This is a genomic window from Ruminococcus flavefaciens (assembly GCF_900116855.1).
Lineage (GTDB): Bacteria > Bacillota > Clostridia > Oscillospirales > Ruminococcaceae > Ruminococcus > Ruminococcus flavefaciens_R.
Genome location: NZ_UETD01000002.1, coordinates 360,754 through 385,448, shown reverse-complemented (window position 1 = coordinate 385,448; position 24,695 = coordinate 360,754). Strand labels below are relative to the sequence as shown.

Genomic DNA, 24,695 nt, shown 5'->3' with positions numbered 1-24,695 from the left:
ATGAAAGAAACCAACAAAAAACCATTCAGCCTGAAGTCATTCATGCTGAGGACTCTCACCGATCCTGTTCTTTGGTATACTGTTCTGATAATGACATCTCTCATGTATCATTTCCGCAACAGGGACAAGGACGACAATCTGGGATATATTCTTGCTCTCGGATGCGGAGCGGTGACACTTGTCGTCGGCTGGCTGCTTTTCAGGTTATTCGATTTTATCCAGAAGCACCATATCATCGGCTCGGCTGCCTATCTGGCGGCTGTGGGAGCCTTTGCCATAGCGGTAAAGGTGACCCTTTTGCTGGGACAGAAAGACTATCCCATCACATGGATGCTCTGGTTCCTGACTCCGCAGGATTCTGTTGACTACAATTTCTGGTTTGCGATAACCTTTTTTCTGCTGTTCCTTATATTCATGACGTCTGTCATATATTACTTTACGAGGGTAAGATACAGGATATTCATGAATTTCCTGATCTTCATCATTCCCTTCGTGATCTACGGTAAGGAATATGAGAAAATGCCTACTCTTATGATAATACTCCTTGCAGTAGGATATATCCTGCTGATGGTGTATTACAGGCAGCTGAAAAATTCAGATGATACGATTTTCGTTGAAAGGCGAAGATCATGGAAGACCATATCTGCCTATGCTGTCATATTTGCAGCTGTGGCTGCACTGTTCCCGAAGCCTTATATCGAGGCGGACAGAACTACTCTTGAGACCCTTATCAGTGCGGATGCCCTTACTGATAAGCTGGTAAATATGCTGAATATGTTCCGAAGCTCTACGGGAGGTCAGCGCTTCAGGACAAAGGTTAGAGATGTGGTCGTCTTTGAGGTCAGGTCTGATGACGATTTCCACTTGAAGATGGCTACGTTCTCAACATATGATTATGATGAGGACACATGGAACGTAGGCGATCTCGATCTGTATTACGATCAGAGAACAGAGGAGCTTCCTCTTGATATCGGCTCTCCCATGGGACTGGCTGACGCTTTCCTGCACGCCGCAGAGGTGGACGAGACTTACGCTGAAAAGTATGACCTGAAAAAATATCTTGACAGCGGGCTCAAAGCTCCGGAAGTAAAAAAAGCAACTTTTTACACTGTAATAGGTGCCGGCGGTCTCGGCTACAATAACGATACGGCTCCTGTACCGCAGAATGCTGTCAGGCTGACACGCTGCTCAAAGAAGGGCGAGCTTGCTACACTGACAGGAGGAACTGTCGTTGCTGTCAAGTCTGAGTTCAGCAATTCCGATAGCTTCACGTTTGAGTATGTTCCCGATGATTTCTTCAATACTCCCGTAAATAAGGAGTTTGTGGAGCATCTCGAGAAGTATGATTACAAGGAGCTCCTTGAGGATACAGAAAATGCCTTAATGTTTGAAAAATACAGCGATGAAGAGGATATCAAGCTGGCGTATGATAGTTTCGCCACTGACTACAGATACTATGACGATTATCTGAGCGATCTCCTTGACTACGGTGACAATGAGCGAATAAAGCAGCTTGCAGATGAGCTTACCAAGGACGCCGAGTCGGATTATGACAAGGCTCGTATACTTGAGAGCTATTTCTATAATAATGATTATAACTACGATCTTGAATATGTAAAGGCTAAAGGCGAGAACGCCGAGGACTTCATTTTTGAGACGAAAACAGGCGTATGCTATGAGTACGCAACATCAATGGTACTTCTTGCAAGAGCCGCAGGCATCCCTGCAAGATACTGTGAAGGCTACAGTATGACACAAAGAGAACGCGGCTACTGGAATCCTTCTGCTGACCATGTCGTTACAACAAAGGATGCTCACGGCTTCCCTCAGCTGTACATAAGAGGCTACGGCTGGATGGACTTTGAGCCGACAGTTACAGATCCCGTTCTGACCAAAAATAATGATGTATCGGCTACTAATATGCTCGCAAGAGCAGGTCTGATCATTCTTGCAGGCGCACTTCTTGTGCTGTTTGCTCTGTTCCTGTATCCGCGTCTTTCTCACAAGCTCTTTGTCAGAAGTGCTCAGAAGAAGGCTCCTGCGGATGTTGTCAAGAGCATCATGCTCAGGATATGCAGACTGTATGATATAGAGGACGTCAATACATCTGCGGAGGCGGCGGGACTGGTCCGCGAGAGATCAGGCGCAGATATCTGCGAGACCGCACTGCTTTTCGACAGAGCAGCATACGGTGGGGAAGCTCTCAGCGAGAGCGAGAAATATACAGCTCTGGGCGAATATATCGCTGCATATACAGCGCTCAGGCAATCTAAAAAAAGAAGGGGCATAACAAACCGACAAATCTCGTGAATGGAGGTTAATTATGCGAACGGTAAAAGACAACGGAATAATGCGGCTCCTGCTCACTTTCCTGATAATAGTGGGAGTGATGGCAGGAGTGTACAGACCATCTCAGACGGCTAAGGCTGCAGAGGATTTCCGACTGTGGCGCCAGATGGACAGCCGCTGGGGAAACACAGCCATTGGCGGCTCAAATGTACGCAGATCGGGTTGCTATATCACCTCGATCGCTATGGTCGCAGTCGCTTCGGGCGCCAGAGACACATCGAGCTTCAATCCGGGAGTGTTTGCTCAGCAGCTCAATAACATAGGCGCATTCAACTACTCGGGCGGACTCAGCTCATGGGCTTCCGTAAACAAGGTAGTAAACGAGATAAGCATCGATTCGGCTAACCTCAGCTTCAAGTCATCAGACCGGAAGGGAAAGGCTGCCGAGATCAAAGCAGCTCTTGACAAGGGCAGCTATGTGATATGCAATGTTGGCGGACACTGGGTCTATATCGACGGTGTCATCGGCGACGATGTGTATATGGCTGATCCTGCAAAGGACGACATACTCATGTTTGACGCTTACAGCAATGCAAACATCACAGTATATCAGCTTCTCAAGGGCAAAAAGCCGTACAGCGGATTTACTCCTCTGTATACACCCGCGGGAAAAGCACCTGTGACCACTTCTTCGACCTCAACATCTACCACCACTACTACAACCACCACCACGACAACTACTACAACTACTACCACGACTAAGGCGACAACTACTGCCAAGGTGTCAACAACAAAAACGTCGGCGACTACTGCAAAGCCTGTTTCCACAACAGTTACATACTGCAAGGGCGAGTATTACTGTGCAGGCAGCAGAACGGTTACGGTATGGTCAGAAAACGGCAAGGATACTGCTGCTGTTCTGGAGGAAGGCAATATCGTAGATGTAACTGCTGTAAACGGCAATATGGGCGAAGTTATCATAGACGGAAAGAAATGCAGAGTAAAGCTTTCGGAGCTTGTCTTTGCAGGCAAGGAGCTTGATCTGGTGCTGGGAGACATCAATAACGACGGTGCCTTCAACACATATGATCTAGCACTTATAAATGAATATATCATCAGCCGTTCAAGGCTTCCCGAGGGCGTTTCCGTGCTGACAAAGTCGGAGATTGCTGCTGCGGATATAAGCGGCGACGGTCTGATAGACGATACGGATGTTATCATGTATCTCATGCGCATCTGTAATTAAGGAGAACTTTTACTGATGGAATGGACAGAAGTCAATATTTACACCACAACAGAGGGTATAGAGCTTCTTTGCTCTAAGCTAACGGATATAGGCATCAAGGGATTTTCTATCAAGGATCCCGAGGACTTCAAGGAGTTCCTTGAAAACAAGAACGGTCAGTGGGATTACATTGACGACGATCTTATGGGCCTTTCCGAGTGTGAGACCTGTATCACGGTATACATACCCTCAAACGGACAGGGAGCAGAAATGCTTCTTGCCATAAAGTCGATGCTTGCCGAGATGAAGGCTGCTGACACCGAGGGCGTTTACGGACGTCTTGAAGCTGAGATGTCAAGTATCCGCGAGGAGGACTGGGCAAACAACTGGAAACAGTACTTCAAACCCTTCAAGGTCGGCGAGAAGCTGGTCATAAAGCCCTCATGGGAGGACTACGATAACAGTGACGGCAGGTTGATCCTCGAGATAGACCCTGCGTCAAGCTTCGGAACAGGCAAACACCACACCACAAGACTCTGTCTGGAGGTGCTTGAGAAGTATCTCAATAAGGGCGACAGATTGCTGGATATGGGCTGCGGAAGCGGTATACTCTCCATAGGAGCCATGCTCCTCGGAGCAGACAGTGCAGTTGCAGTTGATATCGAAGAAAACGCAGCGGTAACAGCTCTTGAGAACGCTGTCAAGAATCACATTCCAAAGGAGAAGTACAAGACCTACTTCGGCAATATCCTCACAGATGAGAAGCTGGCGGACGAAATAGATGATAAGTATGATATCATCGCCGCAAATATCGTTGCCGATGTGCTCATCGCAATGAAGGAAAGCTTCCTCCGATATCTGAAAAAAGGCGGTATCCTTATTGTATCGGGCATCATTGAGGAGCGCATGGACGAGGTCATCGACGCGCTGAAGTCAGTGGGCTTCAAGGACCCCGAGCCCGAAGTCCGCGAGGGCTGGGCAGCCGTCAAATTTACAGTTTAATATTATGCAAAGCATATATTGATATCATCATCATATAAGGAGAATAGAAAATGGGACTTTTTAAGAAGAAGAATAATCAGAAGGAAGAAGCAGCTGCCGCTGCTGCTTCTGCAGCAGACCCCAGAGAAAGCATCAAGAAGATGGTACTTGACGGGCTGAACGCTAAGCTCAACGGTACACTCTATGATGACTGCGTTATCATGCCCAAGGGCTTTACGATCGACGTTCAGATCGGAAGACTTGAGGAGACTGATGGCATTAAGGTGCTCCAGACAATTTTCATCGTAAAACATGACGATTTCGACGAGCCCCTCATCGAGCCTGTTGACTCACAGGGCACCACTGATGAGGAAGCTTCCAATATGGCTGTTGAGATATTCTACGGCGCGGTTTGGCATCCTATCGACCAGAGCTGTGCCAAGAAAAATCCTCAGCACCTTTCCATCAACTACCTCAGACAGCACTATGAATTCGATATGTACTGCCAGTCTGTTGTGAGAATAGGCGTTAAGGACAAGGAGCCTACAATGCTGGTAAACTTCATCAGGAACGAGATACCCAAGTACATCGGCTCAAAGAAATATTACTGGCTCAGGATATACCTTGCCAAGTACAAGGAAAAGCAGATCATCGAGGTAAGACTCAACGGCTCTGTGCTCATGGAGCTTCCTCAGTACTTCAAGGAGTATGTTGAGAAAGAGATGAACGGCGAGGATACTTTTGTTTCCGAGAAGCAGTATGCTATCTTCGTTCAGACTGAGGACGATCAGTGTCCTTTCAAGAAGGACCTCGTAATGTCTGCCGCTAAGGAGACGATCGAAGCTATGACAAAGATCACCTCGAGAGAGGAGTACATGGAAATGTCCAAAAAGCTCGAGGAACTCACAGAGGGCAACAAGGACCTTGCTGCCGAGATCAGAGTATTCATTCCCGAGATATTAGCTAAGCTCACTCTGGGCTACCGCGAGGGCGACAGCCTCTTCCTCCTTGAGGGTGAAGGCGATGAGCAGCAGAGCATCGAGTTCAAGAAGACTCAGCTCCGCTCATACTTCTACCTCCAGCAGGCTATCCTTGAGTATCTCAGCACAAGGCCTTCTCAGGAGGACGTTTCCCGTATCGTTACCAACAGCGTTGCGTTCAGAGAGCTGAAGAAGGCTCTTGACGCTGCAAAGGCTGACGGTAAGGAACTGAAGCCGGAGGATCTTTATGTTCCCGGAACTTCCTATAAGATCGGCCATGAGGGCTACAGAGTCTGGTAAGACCATCTACACTTCCCCTGTACTGTGCAGGGGAAGTTTTTTTCACGAAATATAGTAAAAAAAGCTTGACAAAGCCCTTTGTTTGTGATAAAATATTATTGCCGCTTGTAAACAGGCTCTAAAGTTGTGCCATCACACGCCTGTAACAGCGAGTTTATTGAAAAGGCAGGTGCCACAATATGTACGCAGTTATTGAAACCGGCGGAAAGCAGTATCAGGTTAATGAGGGAGATATCATCTTCATCGAGAAGCTCGCAGCAGAGGCTGATGAGACAGTTACTTTTGATAAGGTAGTTGCTCTCGGAGCAGACGATGGACTCAAGATCGGTACACCCTATGTTGACGGTGCAGCAGTAAGCGCTAAGGTTCTGAAGAACGGCAAGGCTAAGAAGATCACTGTTTTCACTTACAAGCCTAAGAAGGGTGAGAAGAAGAAGCAGGGTCACAGACAGCCTTACACTCAGGTGAAGATCGAAGCTATCAAGGCTTGATCATGATCCGCGCAGAATTTTATGAAAAGCAGGGACTTCTGACAGGCTTTAGGTTCAGCGGCCATTCGGGTTATGCCGAGGCAGGCGAGGATGTGGCCTGTGCGGCTGTTTCCTCAGCTGTACAGCTTACCGCAAATATCCTCGGAGAGTTCGGGCTGCAGCCGAAGATCACTGTCGGCGATAACGTCATCGAATGTATCTGCGAGGACGGCGGAGAGATACCGCCGCGACTGCTGAATGTTTTGAAACAGCATTTTGAGGCTATACTGGAAGAGTTCCCTAACACGATCAAAATCATTATTTCGGAGGTGTAAGTATGTTAAAGATCAGTATGCAGTTCTTCGCTCATAAGAAGGGTGTTGGTTCTACTAAGAACGGACGTGACTCTGAGGCTAAGAGACTCGGTGTCAAGAGAGCAGACGGTCAGTTCGTTAAGGCAGGCAACATTCTCGTTCGTCAGAGAGGTACACATATCCATCCCGGTAACGGCGTTGGTATCGGTTCAGATGATACATTATTCGCTACAGTAAGCGGTAAGGTTAAGTTTGAGCGTTACGGCCGCGACCGTAAGAAGGTTTCTGTTTACGAGATTGAGCAGTAACAGCCATAACGTGACAATAAAACCCGAGCATTTGCTTGGGTTTTTTCTTTAGAAACGGAGGTCGGAAATGTTCGTTGATCAGGCGAAGATAAAGATCAAAGCAGGTGACGGCGGCGACGGAGCAGTGTCCTTTCACCGTGAAAAATATGTTGCGGCGGGAGGTCCCGACGGTGGCGACGGCGGACGCGGCGGAGATGTAGTTTTTCAGGTCGATGATAATTTTTCGACCCTTATAGACTTCAGATACAAGAGAAAATATGTGGCGGACCGCGGTGAGAACGGCAGCAGCAGAAACTGTACGGGCAAAAGCGCTCAGCCGCTTATAATCAAGGTGCCGAGAGGTACCGTTATACGCGACGCCAAAAGCGGAAGGATAATGGCTGATATGTCCACGGACGAGCCAAAGGTGCTTGCGAGAGGCGGTCAGGGCGGCAAGGGCAATGTCCATTTTGCCACCTCAACACGCCAGATACCCAAGTTCGCAAAGCCCGGTTTCCCCGGCGAGGAGTTCGAGGTCACTCTGGAGCTGAAACTCCTTGCGGATGTGGGACTTGTGGGCTATCCCAATGTGGGAAAGTCAACACTTATATCTGTTGTGAGCGCCGCAAAGCCTAAGATAGCAAATTACCATTTTACTACCCTTACTCCCGTTCTCGGAGTTGTCAGGGTGGATGAGGAAAAGTCCTTCGTTATGGCGGATATCCCCGGACTTATCGAAGGTGCAGGCGACGGTGTCGGTCTGGGACATGAGTTCCTGAGACACGTTGAAAGATGCCGCCTTATAGTCCATGTTGTAGACGTTTCAGGCATTGAGGGACGTGATCCCTGCGAGGATTTCGAGGTCATCAATGCTGAGCTTGCAAAGTTCAACGAGGAGCTTGCGGTCCGTCCGCAGATCGTAGCGGCAAACAAGTCCGACATGGCGACAGAGGAACAGATCGAGAAGTTCCGTAAATATATTGAGGACAAGAATATACCATTTTTCTGCATATCAGCAGCCACCACACAGGGTACTGCCGAGCTTATTAACAAGGTCTCGGAGGTGCTGGATACCCTTCCTCCCATCAGGGAATTTGAGGCAGAGCCTATCCCGCAGGAGGAGCTGGATGAGATGCTGGGCGTTGACAAGAAGTTCGAGATAACCGTTGAGGACGGCATTTACTTCGTGGACGCTCCGTGGATACAGCCTATCATGCGTACTGTTGACCCCGACGACTATTCGTCGCTCCAGTATTTCCAGCGCGTTCTCATCAACAGCGGTATCATTGCAAAGCTTGAGGAAATGGGCATTCAGGAGGGCGATACCGTAAGCCTTGAGGGCTTCGAGTTCGACTTTGTAAACTGATATGAGCAGAGAAAAACTTACAGAGCGTGAAGCTAATTCATACAGTCCGCTGACTCTTGCTTTTCTGGGTGACAGCGTGTACGATACACTGGTGAGGGAGTATCTTCTCCGCAAGGCGAATATGCCTGTGGCGAAGCTCCACTCAGCCAAGATCAGACTGGTCTGTGCGGAGTTCCAGTCAAAAGCATACGATCTCGTTGCAGAGCAGCTTTCGGAGCATGAGCTTGCGGTCTTAAAAAGGGGACGCAATGCTACGGGCAATACTGTTCCGAAGCACGCAGACGCTGCGGAGTACCGCCGCGCCACTGCTCTTGAGTGCCTTTTCGGATACCTTTATCTGACAGGCGGAAACGAGCGTATCAGCGAGCTGTTTGAACTTATCATAAATTCAGATCTAAACGTAAATGAACAGATAGGAGTGTAAAACTATGTCAGGTCATTCAAAATGGAATAATATCAAGCGCAAGAAGGAAGCGACCGATGCTGCAAAGGGCAAGATCTTCACCAAGATCGGCCGTGAGATCACAGTCGTTGTAAAGGAAGGCGGTCCCGACCCCAACAACAACGCAAAGCTTCGTGACCTTATCGCCAAGGCAAAGTCAAACAACGTGCCTAACGACAATATCGAGCGTATCATCAAGAAGGCAGCCGGCGACGGCGACAAGAACAACTACGAGAACATAACATACGAAGGATATGGCCCTAACGGTGTTGCTGTTATCGTAGAGTGCCTTACCGACAACAGAAACAGAACAGCAGGCGAGATTCGTCACTATTTCGACAAGTTCGGCGGTAACCTCGGTACTATCGGATGCGTGTCTTTCATGTTCACAAACAAGGGTATCGTTATCCTTGAGAACACAGGTCTCGATGAGGACAAGGTAATGGACGATGTATTCGAGTGCGGCGGAGATGACTTCGATATCAATGAGGAGACTGTTGAGATCGAGTGTGCTCCCGAGAGTGTAGGCGAGGTTCGTGAGGCTCTTACAGCAAAGGGCTACAACGTACTTTCAGCAGAGGCTGAAATGATCCCCGCAAACTATACAACTCTCACCGATGAGGATCACATCAAGAAAATGAATCTGCTTCTTGAGCACCTTGAGGAGAACGACGACGTTCAGAACGTATATCATAACTGGGAGATGCCCGAGGAAGAATAACCACCGCGGGCAGCTCCGCTGCCCCCACTATTACAGCGAACAGGAGCTTGTATATGGCTATTACCATAAAGAAGATCGGCAGCGATACCGAACTCAAGGAGACAGCGCAGCTGGCGGACATTATCTGGCACGAGTGCTTCACGGGCATAATAAGTGAAGGACAGATCGACTATATGGTCGATAAATTCCAGTCATACAAGGCTATGACAAAGCAGCTCATCGATCAGGATTACAGTTATTTTGCAGTTCGTGACGATGGAGAGCTTTGCGGCTATATCGGAGTCAGACCCGAGAAAGACAGCCGCTTCTTCCTCAGTAAGCTTTATCTTCGCAAGGATAAGCGCGGAAGCGGTATTGCCTCACAGATGCTTGAAAAGGTGTTTGAGGAGGCAAGAGACAACGGCAAGTCTGAGGTATATCTCACAGTAAACAAGCACAACGACCATGCAATAGATGTATACAAGAAAAAGGGTTTTACAGTTACCGATGAGGTGGTCACCGATATCGGCGGCGGTTATGTGATGGACGATTACATAATGACCTATGAGCTTTGATAAGGTTTTAAGATACAAACAGTAATATATTGACTTGCTCTTTTATATAATGTATAATAAGCTATGTTATATGAGGGAGTAGTTAACACACTGATGTGTGCGGCAAGCCGACATACTGACGCATCATGCGTCCGGTTTTGCCTTGAATAATGAGACTCATGTATAGTTTTTTGCTGTACCTGAGCGATCTTTCGGGTACGCAGGTATCCGAATTTTTTTTGAGAGGACGTTTGTATGGGAATAACAGAGTTACTGCTCATTTCTGTGGGGCTGGCTATGGACGCTTTTTCGGTGTCTGTCTGTAAGGGGCTGAGCATGAAAAAGCTTGATCTGAAGGGCGGAGTTATAACCGCACTGTTCTTCGGAGTCTTTCAGGCACTCATGCCAATGATAGGATTTTTCCTCGGAAGCCGTTTTGCAGATGTCATAAGCTCATTCAGCCACTGGTTATCCTTCGGACTCCTTGCCGTTATAGGAGGAAAAATGGTGATAGAGGCTGTAAGGGAGAATAATGACGGGGACTGTAAGGAATACAGTCTTGACATAAAGGAACTTTTTGTGCTTGCAGTTGCTACAAGTATAGATGCTCTGGCAGTAGGTATTGTATTTGCCGCCGAAGGAACTCCTCTCGTATTCTCCGTTACGGTCATCGGAGTCGTTACATTCCTGCTCTCATTTGCAGGAGTATTTATCGGACACCGGTTTGGCAATAAGTACGAAAAGAAAGCAGAGATCGCAGGAGGTGTTATTCTTATACTTATAGGCGTAAAGCTGCTCCTTGACGGGCTCGGTGTTATATAACAGAAAACCGAGGGCTTTTTGAAGGACCCTCGGTAAACTTACTTTATGAGACTGCTTTGTGCAGTCTTTTTTTATGCCTTTGCAGCTGGAGTCAGTGTATTGATCTTATGAAGCAGGAATTCCTGTATCATAAGAGCATCATTTGCTGTGATACCTACAACAGAACTATCAACGTCACCGTTGAGAACGCCCTGATCAGTCAGGTGCTTTTCATCGCTGCCCTTTGTGCCGTACTTGTTGGGGTTAGCCATTGACTGCATAAGAAGGATAGCGTCAGCAAGCTCGACTGTGCCGTCACAGTTTGAGTCGCCGTAAACGATCTCCGACACGGGACCTGATGTGGTCGATGTGGTAGTAGTTGTTTCAGAAGAAGTGGTCGTAGTTGTGGTAACAGTGGTAGTTGTGGAAGTTGTTACCTCTGAACCCGCAGCGTTCCATACAGCGTTAAAGGAAATTCCGAGACCCGGAGCTGCTCCCTTGATGGTGTACTGCTCACCGGGCTGAACGATAGTATCTTCTATCTGCCAACCTCCGAATGTGAAGCCGTCCTTAGTGACTGTACACTCAGGAACCGTTATCTCTGAACCTGTGTAACCCGGGACCTTGATGTTGTCCTTTGTGCCTGTGCCGGGTCTGAAAACTACGACGTATCTGATAGGCTCCCAGTTGGGGACCATGAGAACATCACTTGAGGGCATTACATAATATGCGTTGGGTTCATAGTCCTTGCCGTCTGTAACACAGTGCCAGCTCTTGATCTCGTATCCAATTCTTGAGAAACGATCGGCAGCCTGAAGATTTGTTGCGACTGTCTCTGCGTTTTCGTATTCCTGCGAGGTGGTACCGATGATACCGTCGACATCACCAACAGAATATCTGAGCATATATATCTTTTTGAGATTAGGGCGGAGAATAATATCCTCATTGCCTACGAGCATTTTTGAATCGCCGGGGAACTCATGTATACCATCGGTCCAGCCTCTCTGCTTGTAGCCGTCGGGTGCAAATGAAGTATGAGGGATGGTTACATATCTTCCCGCCACTTGTTTTTGCGGAGGCACGGCCTTTTCGGCTGCGGTATCTATAACTCCGTCATATTCAACTCTGAATGTGATCTTATGGACGGTGGTGTCTCCCTTTTCGACCCATACAGGGTGCAGAGTGATATCATCGTCGAATACCTGCATAACTGAGCCGGCAGTATAAGCGTAAACATCATCGTAGGTCCAGCAGCTGAAATAATAGCCTTCGCGCTCGGGCTCGATATCTGTTATAAAGATAGAGCTGTTGGGGGAAGTTTCCTCGTCCTCGATGCTCTGTGGATTTCCATCCTCATCATCGGGGATAAAGATACCCTCTCCGCTGATGTCATAGTGTACGATACATTTGTCTTTTGTCTCTGTATCTGCTCCGAAAGACATACCGATATTTGCGGAGCAGAACGTCATCACAGCGGCTGCTGTGAGAGACGTGATAGTTTTAGCGATTGATTTCATAAGCCCTCCCATCCGATGCGGCAGCATCGTCAGTGACCGTCATGACGGGTCACTATCTGAATGAATTAGAATTTGGATCATAAACATATCCGATGCTGCTCAGTTTGCTGCTGATATCCTCCTCGGGGACGCACAGGCTTTTGCAGAGCTCCTCGAAGGACGGATACTCATCACGGAGGAGAGTATTTACATAGCTTAATAAAATAACGGGATCGTTTGGTAAATTCATAATAACTCCTTTGCCATTCAGACGGTAAAACAGCGGTGGAATGCAGTGCAGGACATTACCACAGCTGAGCAGAAAACGCGAAATTCTGCGCTTATTTATATGTTCTAAAATTAATATACAATAAGAACGAGGTTTTGTCAATAAATTTTGAAAAAACGAAAAATAGAACTTTTGGTAAATATGTAATCTGTTTTAATATTTTTATCTTCAGGCGAAGGGATAACAAAAAATGCATAATCAGCTATGGTTTTATGGCGAAAATGCCAGTGAGCAGAACAATTTTTAATTAGAATTACATATGCTTTATTTACAATTAGTTCAAACTCTGACATGACATAAACCTGAAGCTTGACGATAAAGATAATAGGGGAAACTAAAGAACATTGACACTTGTAAATGTTATATGATACTAACAATCGATTATTCGACATTATTGTATAAAATGCACAGTAATCTAAAGCCGAATTAGGCTAAATTGGAGATAGAAATTTTCTTTTATATATGGTATAATACATTAAGATATGTGAGATGTGATATGTTGTCTCATTATCTTTTTTATGCGTGACATTGTTACATTTTTCACAGCTAAAACAAGGAGGTCCATTAAATGAATTCAGCTAAATCAACTGTTCCCTTCAAGGGTACTCCCGAGCAGGAAGCTGAGCTTCTCAAGGTTATCGAAGAAAAGAAGAACGATAAGGGTTCTCTTATGCCGATACTCCAGAAGGCTCAGGAGATCTACGGCTACCTTCCAATTGAGGTCCAGGCTCTTATTTCCGACAACACAGGCATCCCGCTTGAAAAGATCTACGGCGTTGTTACCTTCTACGCTCAGTTCTCACTCTATCCCAAGGGAGAGTACACGATCTCAGTCTGTCTCGGTACAGCTTGCTATGTAAAGGGTTCCGGAGATATCTACAATAAGCTCCAGGAAAAGCTTGGAATCGGCGGTGGCGAATGCACTCCCGACGGTAAGTTCTCTCTTGATGCTTGCCGCTGCATAGGCGCTTGCGGACTTGCACCCGTTCTTACAGTTAATGAAGATGTTTACGGCCGTCTCACTGTTGACGACGTTGACAAGATCATTGCAAAATACGCTTAATTCCAAACATTACCATTTAGGAGGTTAACTTATGAAGACTCTTGAAGAACTCAAGGTTGTCAGAGACAGCATGGTGGGCGAGGTCGCTCTCAGAACACATGGCAATGCTTCTTCAAAATATGAAAGACACGTCCTTGTCTGCGGCGGTACAGGATGTACCTCTTCGGGCTCACCCAAGATCATTGCGGAGCTTGAGAAGGAATTCGCAGAAAAGGGACTTACAGATAAGGTAAAGATCGTTAAGACAGGCTGCTTCGGACTTTGCGAGCGCGGTCCTATCATGATCGTATATCCAGAGGGCTCATTCTACTCACGTGTTAAGGTAGATGAGATCCCCCGCATCGTTGATGAGCACCTTATCGGCGGCAATCCTGTCAAGGAGTTCCTCTATGAGGAGACTGTTGCAGGCGACGAGATCAAGGCACTTGACGATACATCATTCTACAAAAAGCAGCACCGTGTTGCTCTCAGAAACTGCGGTGTTATCAACCCCGAGGACATCAATGAGTACATAGGCCGTGACGGCTATCAGGCTCTCGGCAAGGTCCTCACAACTATGACTCCCGAGGACGTTATCCAGACTATCCTCGACTCCGGTCTCCGCGGACGCGGAGGCGGCGGCTTCCCCACAGGTATGAAGTGGAAGCTTGCAAGAAACATCGTTCCCAACGCTGACCAGAAGTATGTATGCTGTAACGCCGACGAGGGCGACCCGGGTGCATTCATGGACCGTTCTGTACTCGAGGGCGATCCCCACGTTGTACTTGAGGCTATGTCCATCGCAGGTTACGCTATCGGCGCAACACAGGGTTACATCTACGTTCGTGCTGAGTATCCTATCGCTGTTGAGCGTCTTAATATCGCTATCAAGCAGGCTCGTGAGAACGGTATGCTCGGTAAGAACATCTTCGGAACAGATTTCTGCTTCGATATCGACCTTCGTCTCGGTGCAGGCGCTTTCGTCTGCGGTGAGGAGACAGCTCTTATGACATCTATCGAGGGCAACCGTGGTGAGCCCCGTCCGAGACCTCCTTTCCCTGCTGAAAAGGGTCTCTTCCAGAAGCCTACTATCCTCAACAATGTTGAGACATATGCAAACATCCCCCAGATCATCCTCAACGGTGCTGACTGGTTCGCATCTATGGGTACCGAGAAGTCAAAGGGTACCAAGGTATTCGCCCTCGGCGGCAAGATCAAGAACACAGGTCTCGTTGAAGTTCCTATGGGTACAACTCTCCGCGAAGTTATCGAAGAGATCGGCGGCGGTATCCCCAACGGAAAGAAGTTCAAGGCTGCTCAGACAGGTGGTCCTTCAGGCGGATGTATCGATGCATCCAACTTCGATATCCCCATCGATTACGATAACCTCATCGGTATCGGCTCAATGATGGGTTCTGGCGGACTTATCGTTATGGACGAGGACAACTGTATGGTCGACATCGCTAAGTTCTTCCTCGAGTTCACTGTTGATGAGTCCTGCGGTAAGTGTACACCCTGCCGTATCGGTACAAAGAGAATGTGGGAGATCCTTGACAAGATCACAAAGGGCAAGGGTACTCTCGAGGATCTTGACAAGCTGGAAGAACTGGCATATCACATCAAGGCTAACTCACTCTGCGGTCTTGGACAGACAGCTCCTAACCCTGTTCTCTCCACACTCAGATGCTTCCGTGACGAGTACATCGCTCACGTTGTTGACAAGAAGTGTCCCGCAGGCGTATGTAAGGACCTCCTCAGCTTCGAGATCGAAAAGGACAAGTGTATCGGCTGCGGTATGTGTGCTAAGCAGTGTCCTGCATCCGCTATCACAAGAACTGACTATATCGCTCCCGGCAAGAAGCTTGCCGCTATGGAGATCGATAAGAGCAAGTGCGTAAAGTGCGGCGCTTGTATCGCAACATGTAAGTTCAAGGCAATCATCAAGAAGTAAGCGGAGGAATAGTAATGGAAAATATAACTGTTAAAATCAACGGTGTAGAATTAGAAGTCCCCAAGGGCACTACTGTTCTTGAAGCTGCTCACATGGCCGGCTTTGAAATTCCTACACTTTGCTATATGAAAGAGATCAACGAGATCGGTGCCTGCCGTATCTGCGTTACAGAGGTAAACGAGGGCAGAGGCTTCCGTCTCGTAGCAGGCTGCGTATATCCCTGTTCCAACAACATGGAGATACTCACAAGCTCACCCAAGGTCATCGAGTCAAGAAAGAGAACTCTCGAGCTCATTCTTTCAACTCATGACAGAAAGTGTCTCTCCTGCGTAAGAAGCGGCAACTGTGAGCTCCAGAAGCTTGCTAAGGATTACGGTGTTGAGGACGCTACTGTATACGACGGCATCAAGAATGAGTATGAGGTAGACAACACTGCTGCACATATGTACCGTGACAACAACAAGTGTATCCTTTGCCGCCGCTGCGTAGCAGTGTGTGCAAAGACACAGGGTATCGGTGTTATCGGTGCTAACGAGAGAGGCTTCAAGACATATATCGGCTCTTCATTTGACATGGGTCTCGGCGAGACAAGCTGTGTATCCTGCGGTCAGTGTATCGCTGTTTGTCCTGTAGGCGCACTCTCAGAGAAGGATTACACCAAGGAAGTTCTGGCAGCTATCGCTGATCCCGAGAAGACTGTTCTCGTTCAGACAGCTCCTGCTGTTCGTGCCGGTCTCGGCGAGTGCTTTGGCAATCCTATAGGTACAAATGTTGAAGGCAAAATGGCAGCTGCTCTCCGCAGACTGGGCTTCGACAAGGTATTCGATACAGACTTTGCTGCTGACCTCACTATCATGGAAGAGGCTAACGAGTTCCTCGATCGTTTCACAAACGGCGGAACACTTCCTCTCATCACATCATGCTCACCCGGATGGGTCAAGTTCTGTGAGCACTATTATCCCGATCTTCTCGATCACCTTTCTTCATGTAAGTCTCCTCAGCAGATGTTCGGTGCAACTGCTAAGACATACTACGCTCAGAAGATGGGTCTTGATCCCAAGAACATTGTTATGGTATCTATCATGCCTTGTACAGCTAAGAAGTTCGAGATCGGCAGACCCGATCAGAGCGCTGCAGGCGTACCCGATGTTGATTACGCTCTTACAACCCGTGAGCTCGGCAGAATGATCGAGCGCGCAGGTATCCTGTTCAACTCACTTCCCGATGAGAAGTTCGATGATCCGCTTGGAATCTCTACAGGTGCAGGCGTTATCTTCGGTGCAACAGGCGGTGTTATGGAGGCTGCTCTCAGAACAGCTGTATACACACTCACAGGCGAGAACGTAACAGATCTCCCCGAGGTTCGTGGTACAAAGGCTATCAAGGAAGCTACATACAACGTTGCAGGCAACGATGTCAAGGTCATCGTAACAAGCGGTCTTGCAAATGCAAGAAAGGTTCTTGACGATATAAGAGCAGGCAAGTGCGATGCTCAGTTCGTAGAAGTTATGGCTTGTCCCGGCGGCTGTGTAAACGGCGGCGGTCAGCCTCAGGTTCCTATGGGCGTAAGAAACTTCGTTGACATCAGAGAGGAGAGAGCTAAGGTTCTCTACAACCTCGACAAGTCAATGCCTCTCAGACAGTCTCACGAGAACCCTGCTATCAAGAAGGTTTACGAGGAGTTCTTTGAGAAGCCCGGCAGCCACAAGGCTCACGAGGTTCTCCACACATCCTACGTTAAGAGAAAAGTTAACGAGATATAATCAAAAGCTGAATTCATTGAGGGCGGACAAATTTGTCCGCCCTTCTTTATTGACATGAACAGCGCAAAGTGCTATAATTGTAATATCTTAAATTAGGGGGAAACAATATGGATAACGTATGTGAATTCTGCGCAGCAAAGGTAGTATCAGGTACTCTCGTTACACCCTACGCTGTCCAGTTTTATCCGGAAGGTGAGGAGCAAAAACTGAAGCCGAAGAGGAGTCAGGTCATCTGTGATGCCTGTCCGCGCTGCGGTCATATCCAGAACCTTCGCCTCAAAAATCCCGAGAATATAATGAAATACCGCTATACTATCCCGGGGGAAAGTGTATAATAAAAAAATATCTGCACATACTACTTCCAAAAGGAGGTATTATCATGCAGACAAGTTTTTCAGAAAGTCAGACCCGTATCAATCTTATGCGAGCCTTTGCAGGTGAGTGTCAGTCTCGGCAGAGGTATTATCAGGCTGCCCTGACCGCCCAGCAGCAGAAGCTTGTGGGACTTGAGCGGATGTTCCGTTTTACCGCCGAACAGGAGGAGCGCCATGCCATTGTGTTCTGGAAGCTGCTGAAGGAGGGGACGGGACAAGATATAGACATCTCAGCAGGCTTTCCTGCCGAGGTCACCGAGGAGATACAGAAGCTCCTTGACGCTTCCGAGAGGGAGGAGAAGAAGGAGTTCTCGGTGGTGTATCCTGATTTTGCACGAATTGCTGCCGATGAGGGCTTTACCGAGGCAGCGTCCAAGTTCAGGATGATCGCCGATATAGAAAACAGCCACAGAGCGCGGTTCAGATACTACGGAGAGCTTTACCGCAGCGGTATGCTTTTCCGAAGCAATGACACAGAGCAGTGCTGGATCTGCCTTAACTGCGGACACATCCACAAGGGCAGCGAACCACCTCAGGAGTGCCCCGTGTGCAGGGCTGAACAGGGATATTTTATCCGCCGTGAGGAAGCGGCATTCACTTCCTGCGACACCGTATCAGCGTAAGTCTTATGCATATGCTTTATTAAAATAAACAAGCCCCGAGGTAAAACTCGGGGCTGAACTTCTGTATGAAGTCCGAACTATTCTTGTTTGTTCTGCCGTTTCTTCAGCTTGTTCATCAGCACTATAAAAACGATCAGCTCAGCAAGGAAGGTGATTGCCCATGAAATGGCATATGAAAGGTAAAGACTCTTGATGGAGTGATACTGCGGTATCCTGAAAACAACATATATCCAGCCCAGACGTATTCCGACCACTCCGGCTATGGTTATGAGCATGGGGGTCACGGAGCTTCCCAGACCGCGGATAAGTCCCGTAGTAACATCCATGAGTCCGCAGAGAAAGTATGGGAGCATAATGTAGGTCATTCTCACAAGTCCGTACTTTATGGCTTCCTCGGAATCGGTAATATAGATGCCGAGGAGAGGCTTTCCGAAGAAAAGTGCAGTCACACCGAGTGCTGCACCCGTGCAGAAGACAGCGATAAGGCATATCCACATTATCTTTCGGATACGGTCGAATTTGCCTGCACCGAAGTTCTGACCTGTGAAGTTGAGAGCGGTCTGGCTGTAGGAGTTCATGGATGTGTATACGAAGCCTTCAATGTTCTGAGCGGCGGCGTTTCCCGAGTTGACGATGGGACCGAACGAGTTTATAGATGACTGTATGATAACATTTGAAGCTGAGAACAGCGAGCCTTGTATACCTGCGGGAAAGCCTATCTGGATTATCCTTTTCAGCTGTCTGCCGTAGATATGCATCTTCCTTAGGTCAAGCTTACAGGCGTCCTCGCGCTTCATGAGAGCGCGGAGTATAAGTAGTGCCGACAGTATCTGTGATATAGTTGTCGCAAGTGCTACCCCTGCAACGTCCATTCTGAAAACGATTACAAAAAACAGATTGAGGAGAACATTGAGAACTCCTGCGGCTGTCAGATAGTAGAGGGGACTCTGTGTATCACCTGCGGCGCGGAGAATTGCCGAGCCGAAGTTGTATATCATGCTGGCGATAGTTCCGCAGAAATAGATGCGCATATAGGATGTGGCGAGGTGGAGCTGCTCTTTCGGCGTGTCCATGAGGCTGAGAAATTTTCCGGAAAACAGCACCCCCACCAGCGTGAGAACTGCTCCGCTGACGATAGCCGTGGGGATAGCAGTATGGACTGTCCTGCGGACGTCCTCGACCCTTCCCGAGCCGAGACCGTGTGCAACAGTAACGCCTGCGCCCACGGAAAGACCTATGAAAAGGTTTACCATGAGGTTGATGATAGCTCCGGTGGAGCCCACAGCTCCCACGGAATTGCTTCCGCAGCACCGACCAACGACTACGAGATCGGCGGCGTTGAACAGGAGCTGAAGAACTCCCGTGAGTATGATCGGTATGGTGTAGAGTATGATCCTGCTTATAAGAGGACCCTCACACATATCCGCTGCTTTTCTTGGCATAAAAAAGACTCCGTTCTGCCGCATATTATGGCGCTGCGGCTGCGCGTAAGGGCGCAAAAAAGCCCCCGAAGGGACTTTTTATCATGTACTTCCGTTTTTTCTGATCCTTGCGATCTCCTGATCCTTTTTCCACAGGAAGCTTATATGGGCTTCCGTGCCGTTCTGGATACGCTTGAAGTTTTCTATATGCTTGAAAAGTATGATAAGTGAGACTGCTGAGAGTATGGCGGTTCCGATGCAGTCGCCTGTGAGCAGGGCATATATCAGAGTGAATATTACCGAGCCCGTAACAGGTACGATGCAGACGTAATCCATGGAAAAACCGAGGATTATCTCGAAGCCGAGAAGAAGGATGAATACACAGGGATTGAAGGCGAGTATGGTGCCGCCGAGAGAGGCGAGACCCTTTCCTCCGTGAAAACGCATAAGTACGGGGAAGATGTGTCCCAGTATACAGCATGATCCCGAAAGTATCTTTGCGAATTTGATCTGTGGAAAAAAGTAAGCGGCTATAAGAGAAGCTGCGACTGCCTTTGCAATGTCAAAGAGCGCCACAAAAAGCCCTGCTTTTTTTCCGATAGTGATAACAGTGTTTGATGCACCTGCATTTCCCGAGCCTCTCTGTCTTATGTCGAAGCCCTTGATCTTGGCGATGATGAATGCAGGGTTGATGTTTCCGAAAAAGTAACCTATAAGAGCGCAGAGTGCGATCTGCATAAAAACCCCCCCATGAAATAAAAACAAAAGGACGGATCGTTAAATATATGTCGAACTGACCTTACATACATAATATAATAGCATATTTGCGTTTAAAAGTAAAGTACCATTTTTGATTTTTTTTAAAAATAAAAGGTTAAAATAAAAAAATAATTGTTCCCTGTTTCGTATCGGCAGTTATCTGCGATTAGAGTATATGAAGGGGAAAAAATCATGCGCATGATCAGGAGAGATGAAAATGACAGATAATGAGCTTCAGCATCTGCTGAAAGCTGAGCCCGAAAAGGGTCAGCGTGCGTTTTATGACAAATACTTCAATTATGTGTATACCATCGTGTTTGCAAAACTGAAGACGATTGCATCAATAGAGGATGTGGACGAGTGCGTGGGAGATGTTTTCGCACAGTGCTTCATCTTCTTTGATAAGCAGGAGGTCGTTCAGGGCAATCTGAAAGCTTTTACGGCTTCTGTGGCAAGAAGAAAGGCGATAGATACATACAGAAGAGTCATAAGACACAGCAGCAATATCCCAATAGACGACGCAGGCGAGATAGAATCAGGAGAGAATATCGCACAGTCTGCCGAGGAGTCGGAAATGAGAAAGCTGCTCTACGATAAGGTGGAGGAGCTTGGCGAACCCGACTCGACCATAATCATACAGAAGTACTTTTTCGGGCGAAGCTCCAAGGAGATCGCGGATATAGTACAGTTGTCGTCAGATAATGTTAGAGCAAGATGCAGCAGGGCAGTCAAGCGCCTGAAGGATATACTGCTTTCGGCAGGTTTCACAAGATAGGAGGATAGATGATGAAGGATAAACTTGATTACCTGTTCAGCAATAAGGACAGTGACATAGATAGAGTCGCAGAGAAATATACTGCGGCAGGGAACAAAGAGAAAGAAAAGATATATGAAATCACAAGAAAGAAATACAATATACTCAGAGAGGAGGAAGCAAACACCTCAGAGGACGGATTTATAAAGGAAGCCGAGGGCGTAGAGAGATATTCACGTCCAAAGTGGATACGCTTTGTAAGTGCGGCGGCTGCGGCAGTAGTGCTCCTGACGGGAGTATGCGGCGGTGTGTTCCTTACAAGGTCGAAGAAGGTCGACAGGATAGATATCGAGTCCAGTAATCCTGCGGAGACAGTCACGGCTGTTGAGGTGACTACCATCACCGATGACGGCGAGATCGTCAGGGTGGACATGGATAAGGTCGTGGATAAGCTTACGGATGGTCTGGAGCATATCCACAAAGCAATGTCTCAGGAAGGTGTTGATATTGATGACAGCCTGACATTCATCAGCACTATTGATGCAAATGCTCCTTCCAATATAAACTATTACCGTGTTACCGATGAAAAGCTTGATACTTTTGATGAATATGAGAAGATAATGGAGTCCACTTACAGCAGCAATACCCGTGAGAAGTATATGGGCGGAGATATGAGCGAACACGAGAACGGTGTAGGATTCAATGACGCAAGCTTTATAAAGCAGAACCTGCGGGCGTTCATAATCTATAACGGCAACGTGTATTCCGAAGCATCGGTAATGCCAAACGCAAGCTATTCATCAAATTTTGCAAATACATTCAACTTCAGCAATTATGAGCTTATTTCCTCGGAGTTCCTGCCCAATGATGAGCACCGCATAAAGGGACTCATTGAAGACGGTCTCCTTGATGACGGTCTTGAGACCATGACCTGCAAGAGGATATATCAGCGTAAGGACGGCACAAGAGTAAGAGCAGAGCTCATTCTTGTCAACGAGGATAACGCATGGAAGATTGGTTCGTATAACGTTGGAGAGAATATTGAGGATCAGGTCGTTACCACAGCTGCCGTTACCACAGTTCCCGTTACCACTTCATCTGTAAATGCTAACAACGGAGAGTTCGGCGAGCTTCAGCTCCATCAGGTCCCTGTATTTGCAAATGACGATGAAGCGAATGCGCTTCTTGATGAAATAAACTATGGCTGGATGAATGGCACATATCAGTTCAAAAAGGTGGATACAGAGAAGTATACACAACAGATCTGGAACGCTGCTTCGTTCGATGAGCTTAATACTCTTGAGAACAAGAGCTATGTATATCATGTGCTTATGAATTCATACCGTTATTTTGACACGGCAGAGGTGAGCTATACTATCAACGGTCAATCTACGGAAAAGACATGGATCACTAACAGACACGAGATAGTTGACAACAGAGCCAATTACTTCCGCGTAGACACCACCGTAGATACAGGTACTCAGCCTGTTTCCGACAGCGCGTGCTATAATCAGGGGATTCTGACTAAAGCAGATAATTTCGAGAGAACATTCACGACCTCTGACTCATCCAATCTTGATTATGAGTTTAACTACGTCCCTGATAATTACCGTACATTTGAGTATATGGGCTCAGACCCGGGCTGGGCAGTGATATGCTTCCCGTCCATCCTTGGAAGCATCGAATATGATTGCCTTTATACATATCCCGGAAACTGGTACATTTTTGAAAACTGGTATATCGAAGGCGTTGAGGAAATACTCGGAAGACAGTGTGTAGCTGTCAGAACAGAGGAAAACGGCTACTTTAAGGAGATGCTCATGGATCTGAGAACAGGTATCATTATGCGATATACTGAGGACCTTGACAATTCCACCGAGGTTCATATGATGAGCGTGAGCAGCATCGAACTCAATATGCCTGTTGAACATATAGATATTGACCTTACCGGCTACGCCAGATCAGACGGCTAAAACAAAGATCCCCTTTGCGGAGTGCAAAGGGGATCACTTTTTTAAAGTAATTCGATAAGCTGGCTGCGGACGCCGTCAAGGCGACGGTCGGAAAGACCGAAGTCCATAGCCTTGTAGTTCCATGCGGCTCTGCCGATGCCGTGCTTTTTGAATACGGAGTTAATAGTTCTGAACCATTTTACGGTATCCTCGGGACTTACCACGTCTATGCAGCCATACTCGCCGCAGTAGAGACCGCTTCCGTTTTCCTCAGCCTTGGCAATGGCGGTGGAGAAAAGCTCCTCAAAGTACTCCGGAGAGGTAACGCTGTTCTCAAAGGGGATTCGCTCCTTGGGGTCGATAGCGGTAGTCCAGTATGCGCCCTGATGAGTGAACTTCAGGGGCTCATAGCAGTGCATATTATAGATGACGTTGCTGTCGAAAGGCTCGTCAAGGAACTGAACTGTATCGGCGCTGTTGTTGTGGTAGCTTCCCACAAGTATAAGGATATCGGGAGCTATCTTTCTGATGCGCTTTATGCACTCTTTGGCGATCATGTTCCACTTGTCTATGAACTCGGCATCGGTTACTTCATTGAGCAGCTCGAACGCTGCATTGGGAGCAAGTGAGCCGTATCGCCTTGCAACTTCCTCCCACAGGCGGTAGAAACGCTCCTGATACTCGGCACTGTCAAAGAAGCCGCTCTCGCTCTCGCCGTAGTAATCAAAGGAAAAGCCGGCAGTCTTATGCAGGTCGAGAATGATGTTCAGACCGTTCTTTTTTGCACAGGCAACAGCCTTGTCGAGATAGGCAAAGCCCTCATTACTGAAAGTGCCGTCGGAGTTCTCGATTATATTGTAATCGAAGGGAACACGCACATGATCAGCTCCCCACGACGCGATTATTTCAAAGTCTTTTTCGCAGACGAAGGTGTCCAGGTGCTCCTTTTCGTAGCTGCACTGTGAGAGCCAGCCGCCTAAATTAACCCCTTTATTGAAACCGTTTATTTTTTTCATCTCATATCGCCTCCTGTATACAGTATAGCAGACTGAGTAAGAAAAATATACATGAATAATGTAAAAAATAGTAAATTTATGATATATCAAAAATGTACTTGACAAACTGTGAAAGCGGGTATATAATATAGCTGTGAGAGATCACAGAACTTCTACTACGAGAAAAGCCCTTCCGTTCGGAGGGGCTTTTCTTTATAATATAGCATAGTATAAAATAAAAAACCTGTATCAGACGATACAGGTTCATGGCGCGGATTGAGAGATTTGAACTCTCGCGCCGGTTTCCCGACCTACTCCCTTAGCAGGGGAGCCCCTTCACCACTTGGGTAAATCCGCAAACCGACGAGCGAGAAGCCCACCGATAAAAAAATAATGGCGGAGAGGGTGGGATTCGAACCCACGTGACCGTTAAGTCAAACGGTTTTCAAGACCGCCTCGTTATGACCGCTTCGATACCTCTCCATTTTTACTGCCGAATTAATCAGCTTTTATATTATACCACGACGGGCAGGAGTTGTCAAGAAAAAAACAAAATGAACAGCAACA

The 24,695-nt window shown here is 47.5% G+C and carries 24 protein-coding genes and 2 tRNA genes; 19 read left to right on the top strand and 7 right to left on the bottom strand.

Annotation, left to right across the window (positions count from 1 at the left end):
• The 12 genes from DSZ37_RS01845 (at window position 1) to DSZ37_RS01785 (ending at window position 10,730) form a co-directional block, all read left to right on the top strand.
• Window positions 1–2,310: a transglutaminase domain-containing protein gene (locus DSZ37_RS01845; RefSeq protein WP_109725259.1), complete on the top strand. Its 2,310-nt coding sequence runs from the start codon at window positions 1–3 to the stop codon at window positions 2,308–2,310.
• A 13-nt stretch (window positions 2,311–2,323) separates the two neighbouring features.
• Complete coding sequence (locus DSZ37_RS17465; protein WP_146198141.1) at window positions 2,324–3,535, top strand: dockerin type I repeat-containing protein; 1,212 nt, start codon at window positions 2,324–2,326, stop codon at window positions 3,533–3,535.
• A 15-nt stretch (window positions 3,536–3,550) separates the two neighbouring features.
• Window positions 3,551–4,516, top strand: coding sequence for a 50S ribosomal protein L11 methyltransferase (gene prmA, locus DSZ37_RS01830; RefSeq protein ID WP_109725256.1), 966 nt, complete (start codon window positions 3,551–3,553; stop codon window positions 4,514–4,516).
• Window positions 4,517–4,566: 50 nt separating this feature from the next.
• Window positions 4,567–5,775, top strand: a complete 1,209-nt coding sequence (locus DSZ37_RS01825; RefSeq protein WP_109725255.1) for a DUF6348 family protein — start codon at window positions 4,567–4,569, stop codon at window positions 5,773–5,775.
• Window positions 5,776–5,954: 179 nt separating this feature from the next.
• Window positions 5,955–6,266, top strand: coding sequence for a 50S ribosomal protein L21 (gene rplU, locus DSZ37_RS01820; protein WP_024859279.1), 312 nt, complete (start codon window positions 5,955–5,957; stop codon window positions 6,264–6,266).
• A 2-nt stretch (window positions 6,267–6,268) separates the two neighbouring features.
• Window positions 6,269–6,580, top strand: a complete 312-nt coding sequence (locus DSZ37_RS01815) for a ribosomal-processing cysteine protease Prp (RefSeq protein ID WP_173369986.1) — start codon at window positions 6,269–6,271, stop codon at window positions 6,578–6,580.
• 2 nt (window positions 6,581–6,582) lie between these two features.
• Complete coding sequence (rpmA, locus tag DSZ37_RS01810; RefSeq protein WP_019678572.1) at window positions 6,583–6,867, top strand: 50S ribosomal protein L27; 285 nt, start codon at window positions 6,583–6,585, stop codon at window positions 6,865–6,867.
• A gap of 67 nt (window positions 6,868–6,934) precedes the next feature.
• Entirely contained in the window at window positions 6,935–8,212 is a 1,278-nt protein-coding gene (gene obgE, locus DSZ37_RS01805) for a GTPase ObgE (RefSeq protein ID WP_109725253.1), read from the top strand.
• 1 nt (window position 8,213) lies between these two features.
• On the top strand, window positions 8,214–8,636 hold the full coding sequence (locus tag DSZ37_RS01800; protein WP_109725252.1) for a Mini-ribonuclease 3: 423 nt from the start codon (window positions 8,214–8,216) through the stop codon (window positions 8,634–8,636).
• A 4-nt stretch (window positions 8,637–8,640) separates the two neighbouring features.
• Entirely contained in the window at window positions 8,641–9,375 is a 735-nt protein-coding gene (locus DSZ37_RS01795; protein ID WP_109725251.1) for a YebC/PmpR family DNA-binding transcriptional regulator, read from the top strand.
• A 53-nt stretch (window positions 9,376–9,428) separates the two neighbouring features.
• Complete coding sequence (locus tag DSZ37_RS01790) at window positions 9,429–9,929, top strand: GNAT family N-acetyltransferase (protein WP_109725250.1); 501 nt, start codon at window positions 9,429–9,431, stop codon at window positions 9,927–9,929.
• 234 nt (window positions 9,930–10,163) lie between these two features.
• Window positions 10,164–10,730: a manganese efflux pump MntP gene (locus tag DSZ37_RS01785; RefSeq protein ID WP_181380196.1), complete on the top strand. Its 567-nt coding sequence runs from the start codon at window positions 10,164–10,166 to the stop codon at window positions 10,728–10,730.
• A gap of 71 nt (window positions 10,731–10,801) precedes the next feature.
• On the opposite strand, the gene DSZ37_RS01780 is transcribed toward DSZ37_RS01785, so the two are convergent.
• Window positions 10,802–12,226, bottom strand: coding sequence for an InlB B-repeat-containing protein (locus tag DSZ37_RS01780; protein ID WP_181380195.1), 1,425 nt, complete (start codon window positions 12,224–12,226; stop codon window positions 10,802–10,804).
• Between the two features lie 52 nt (window positions 12,227–12,278).
• Complete coding sequence (locus DSZ37_RS01775) at window positions 12,279–12,455, bottom strand: DUF4250 domain-containing protein (protein WP_109725248.1); 177 nt, start codon at window positions 12,453–12,455, stop codon at window positions 12,279–12,281.
• 607 nt (window positions 12,456–13,062) lie between these two features.
• Here DSZ37_RS01775 and DSZ37_RS01770 point away from each other — a divergent pair.
• The 5 genes from DSZ37_RS01770 to DSZ37_RS01750 all read left to right on the top strand — a co-directional run bounded on the left by DSZ37_RS01770 (window position 13,063) and on the right by DSZ37_RS01750 (window position 18,247).
• A complete protein-coding gene (locus DSZ37_RS01770; protein ID WP_109725247.1) occupies window positions 13,063–13,557 on the top strand; it encodes a complex I 24 kDa subunit family protein in 495 nt (164 codons plus the stop codon).
• Window positions 13,558–13,627: 70 nt separating this feature from the next.
• Window positions 13,628–15,487: an NADH-quinone oxidoreductase subunit NuoF gene (locus DSZ37_RS01765; protein ID WP_109725373.1), complete on the top strand. Its 1,860-nt coding sequence runs from the start codon at window positions 13,628–13,630 to the stop codon at window positions 15,485–15,487.
• A 14-nt stretch (window positions 15,488–15,501) separates the two neighbouring features.
• On the top strand, window positions 15,502–17,250 hold the full coding sequence (locus DSZ37_RS01760; protein WP_109725246.1) for an NADH-dependent [FeFe] hydrogenase, group A6: 1,749 nt from the start codon (window positions 15,502–15,504) through the stop codon (window positions 17,248–17,250).
• A 107-nt stretch (window positions 17,251–17,357) separates the two neighbouring features.
• Window positions 17,358–17,585, top strand: a complete 228-nt coding sequence (locus tag DSZ37_RS01755; protein WP_109725245.1) for a hypothetical protein — start codon at window positions 17,358–17,360, stop codon at window positions 17,583–17,585.
• Between the two features lie 44 nt (window positions 17,586–17,629).
• The gene (locus DSZ37_RS01750; protein ID WP_109725244.1) at window positions 17,630–18,247 is read left to right on the top strand and encodes a rubrerythrin family protein; all 618 of its coding nucleotides are present in this window, start codon (window positions 17,630–17,632) and stop codon (window positions 18,245–18,247) included.
• 77 nt (window positions 18,248–18,324) lie between these two features.
• Here the strand turns inward: DSZ37_RS01750 and DSZ37_RS01745 are convergent, their stop codons facing one another.
• Together DSZ37_RS01745 and DSZ37_RS01740 are read right to left on the bottom strand one after the other, a co-directional pair.
• The gene (locus tag DSZ37_RS01745; RefSeq protein ID WP_109725243.1) at window positions 18,325–19,689 is read right to left on the bottom strand and encodes an MATE family efflux transporter; all 1,365 of its coding nucleotides are present in this window, start codon (window positions 19,687–19,689) and stop codon (window positions 18,325–18,327) included.
• 81 nt (window positions 19,690–19,770) lie between these two features.
• Window positions 19,771–20,406 carry a glycerol-3-phosphate acyltransferase gene (locus DSZ37_RS01740; RefSeq protein ID WP_109725242.1) on the bottom strand — a complete coding sequence of 212 codons (636 nt, stop codon included), beginning with the start codon at window positions 20,404–20,406 and terminating at the stop codon, window positions 19,771–19,773.
• 238 nt (window positions 20,407–20,644) lie between these two features.
• Here DSZ37_RS01740 and DSZ37_RS01735 point away from each other — a divergent pair, with 238 nt between their 5' ends.
• Together DSZ37_RS01735 and DSZ37_RS01730 are read left to right on the top strand one after the other, a co-directional pair.
• A complete protein-coding gene (locus DSZ37_RS01735; RefSeq protein ID WP_181380194.1) occupies window positions 20,645–21,202 on the top strand; it encodes an RNA polymerase sigma factor in 558 nt (185 codons plus the stop codon).
• An 11-nt stretch (window positions 21,203–21,213) separates the two neighbouring features.
• Window positions 21,214–23,154 (top strand): hypothetical protein, encoded by a 1,941-nt coding sequence (locus tag DSZ37_RS01730; protein ID WP_109725240.1) that lies wholly within the window; start codon window positions 21,214–21,216, stop codon window positions 23,152–23,154.
• A gap of 41 nt (window positions 23,155–23,195) precedes the next feature.
• Here DSZ37_RS01730 and DSZ37_RS01725 read toward each other — a convergent pair whose 3' ends face one another.
• From DSZ37_RS01725 to DSZ37_RS01715, 3 genes are all read right to left on the bottom strand, one after another.
• On the bottom strand, window positions 23,196–24,149 hold the full coding sequence (locus DSZ37_RS01725) for a glycoside hydrolase family 5 protein (RefSeq protein ID WP_109725239.1): 954 nt from the start codon (window positions 24,147–24,149) through the stop codon (window positions 23,196–23,198).
• A 246-nt stretch (window positions 24,150–24,395) separates the two neighbouring features.
• A tRNA-Ser gene (locus DSZ37_RS01720) sits at window positions 24,396–24,485 on the bottom strand.
• Window positions 24,486–24,522: 37 nt separating this feature from the next.
• A tRNA-Ser gene (locus tag DSZ37_RS01715) sits at window positions 24,523–24,611 on the bottom strand.
• Between the last annotated feature and the right edge of the window lie 84 nt (window positions 24,612–24,695).

Coding starts and splice junctions, on each gene's coding strand:
- DSZ37_RS01735 (WP_181380194.1), top strand. CDS start 20,645: ATGACAGATAATGAGCTTCAGCATCTGCTGAAAGCTGAGCCCGAAAAG.
- DSZ37_RS01770 (WP_109725247.1), top strand. CDS start 13,063: ATGAATTCAGCTAAATCAACTGTTCCCTTCAAGGGTACTCCCGAGCAG.
- DSZ37_RS01750 (WP_109725244.1), top strand. CDS start 17,630: ATGCAGACAAGTTTTTCAGAAAGTCAGACCCGTATCAATCTTATGCGA.
- DSZ37_RS01775 (WP_109725248.1), bottom strand. CDS start 12,455: ATGAATTTACCAAACGATCCCGTTATTTTATTAAGCTATGTAAATACT.
- DSZ37_RS01795 (WP_109725251.1), top strand. CDS start 8,641: ATGTCAGGTCATTCAAAATGGAATAATATCAAGCGCAAGAAGGAAGCG.
- DSZ37_RS01740 (WP_109725242.1), bottom strand. CDS start 20,406: ATGCAGATCGCACTCTGCGCTCTTATAGGTTACTTTTTCGGAAACATC.
- DSZ37_RS01845 (WP_109725259.1), top strand. CDS start 1: ATGAAAGAAACCAACAAAAAACCATTCAGCCTGAAGTCATTCATGCTG.
- DSZ37_RS01745 (WP_109725243.1), bottom strand. CDS start 19,689: ATGCCAAGAAAAGCAGCGGATATGTGTGAGGGTCCTCTTATAAGCAGG.
- DSZ37_RS01730 (WP_109725240.1), top strand. CDS start 21,214: ATGAAGGATAAACTTGATTACCTGTTCAGCAATAAGGACAGTGACATA.
- DSZ37_RS01815 (WP_173369986.1), top strand. CDS start 6,269: ATGATCCGCGCAGAATTTTATGAAAAGCAGGGACTTCTGACAGGCTTT.
- rplU (WP_024859279.1), top strand. CDS start 5,955: ATGTACGCAGTTATTGAAACCGGCGGAAAGCAGTATCAGGTTAATGAG.
- DSZ37_RS01780 (WP_181380195.1), bottom strand. CDS start 12,226: ATGAAATCAATCGCTAAAACTATCACGTCTCTCACAGCAGCCGCTGTG.
- DSZ37_RS01765 (WP_109725373.1), top strand. CDS start 13,628: ATGGTGGGCGAGGTCGCTCTCAGAACACATGGCAATGCTTCTTCAAAA.
- DSZ37_RS01825 (WP_109725255.1), top strand. CDS start 4,567: ATGGGACTTTTTAAGAAGAAGAATAATCAGAAGGAAGAAGCAGCTGCC.
- DSZ37_RS01785 (WP_181380196.1), top strand. CDS start 10,164: ATGGGAATAACAGAGTTACTGCTCATTTCTGTGGGGCTGGCTATGGAC.
- DSZ37_RS01800 (WP_109725252.1), top strand. CDS start 8,214: ATGAGCAGAGAAAAACTTACAGAGCGTGAAGCTAATTCATACAGTCCG.
- DSZ37_RS17465 (WP_146198141.1), top strand. CDS start 2,324: ATGCGAACGGTAAAAGACAACGGAATAATGCGGCTCCTGCTCACTTTC.
- obgE (WP_109725253.1), top strand. CDS start 6,935: ATGTTCGTTGATCAGGCGAAGATAAAGATCAAAGCAGGTGACGGCGGC.
- prmA (WP_109725256.1), top strand. CDS start 3,551: ATGGAATGGACAGAAGTCAATATTTACACCACAACAGAGGGTATAGAG.
- rpmA (WP_019678572.1), top strand. CDS start 6,583: ATGTTAAAGATCAGTATGCAGTTCTTCGCTCATAAGAAGGGTGTTGGT.
- DSZ37_RS01760 (WP_109725246.1), top strand. CDS start 15,502: ATGGAAAATATAACTGTTAAAATCAACGGTGTAGAATTAGAAGTCCCC.
- DSZ37_RS01755 (WP_109725245.1), top strand. CDS start 17,358: ATGGATAACGTATGTGAATTCTGCGCAGCAAAGGTAGTATCAGGTACT.
- DSZ37_RS01790 (WP_109725250.1), top strand. CDS start 9,429: ATGGCTATTACCATAAAGAAGATCGGCAGCGATACCGAACTCAAGGAG.
- DSZ37_RS01725 (WP_109725239.1), bottom strand. CDS start 24,149: ATGAAAAAAATAAACGGTTTCAATAAAGGGGTTAATTTAGGCGGCTGG.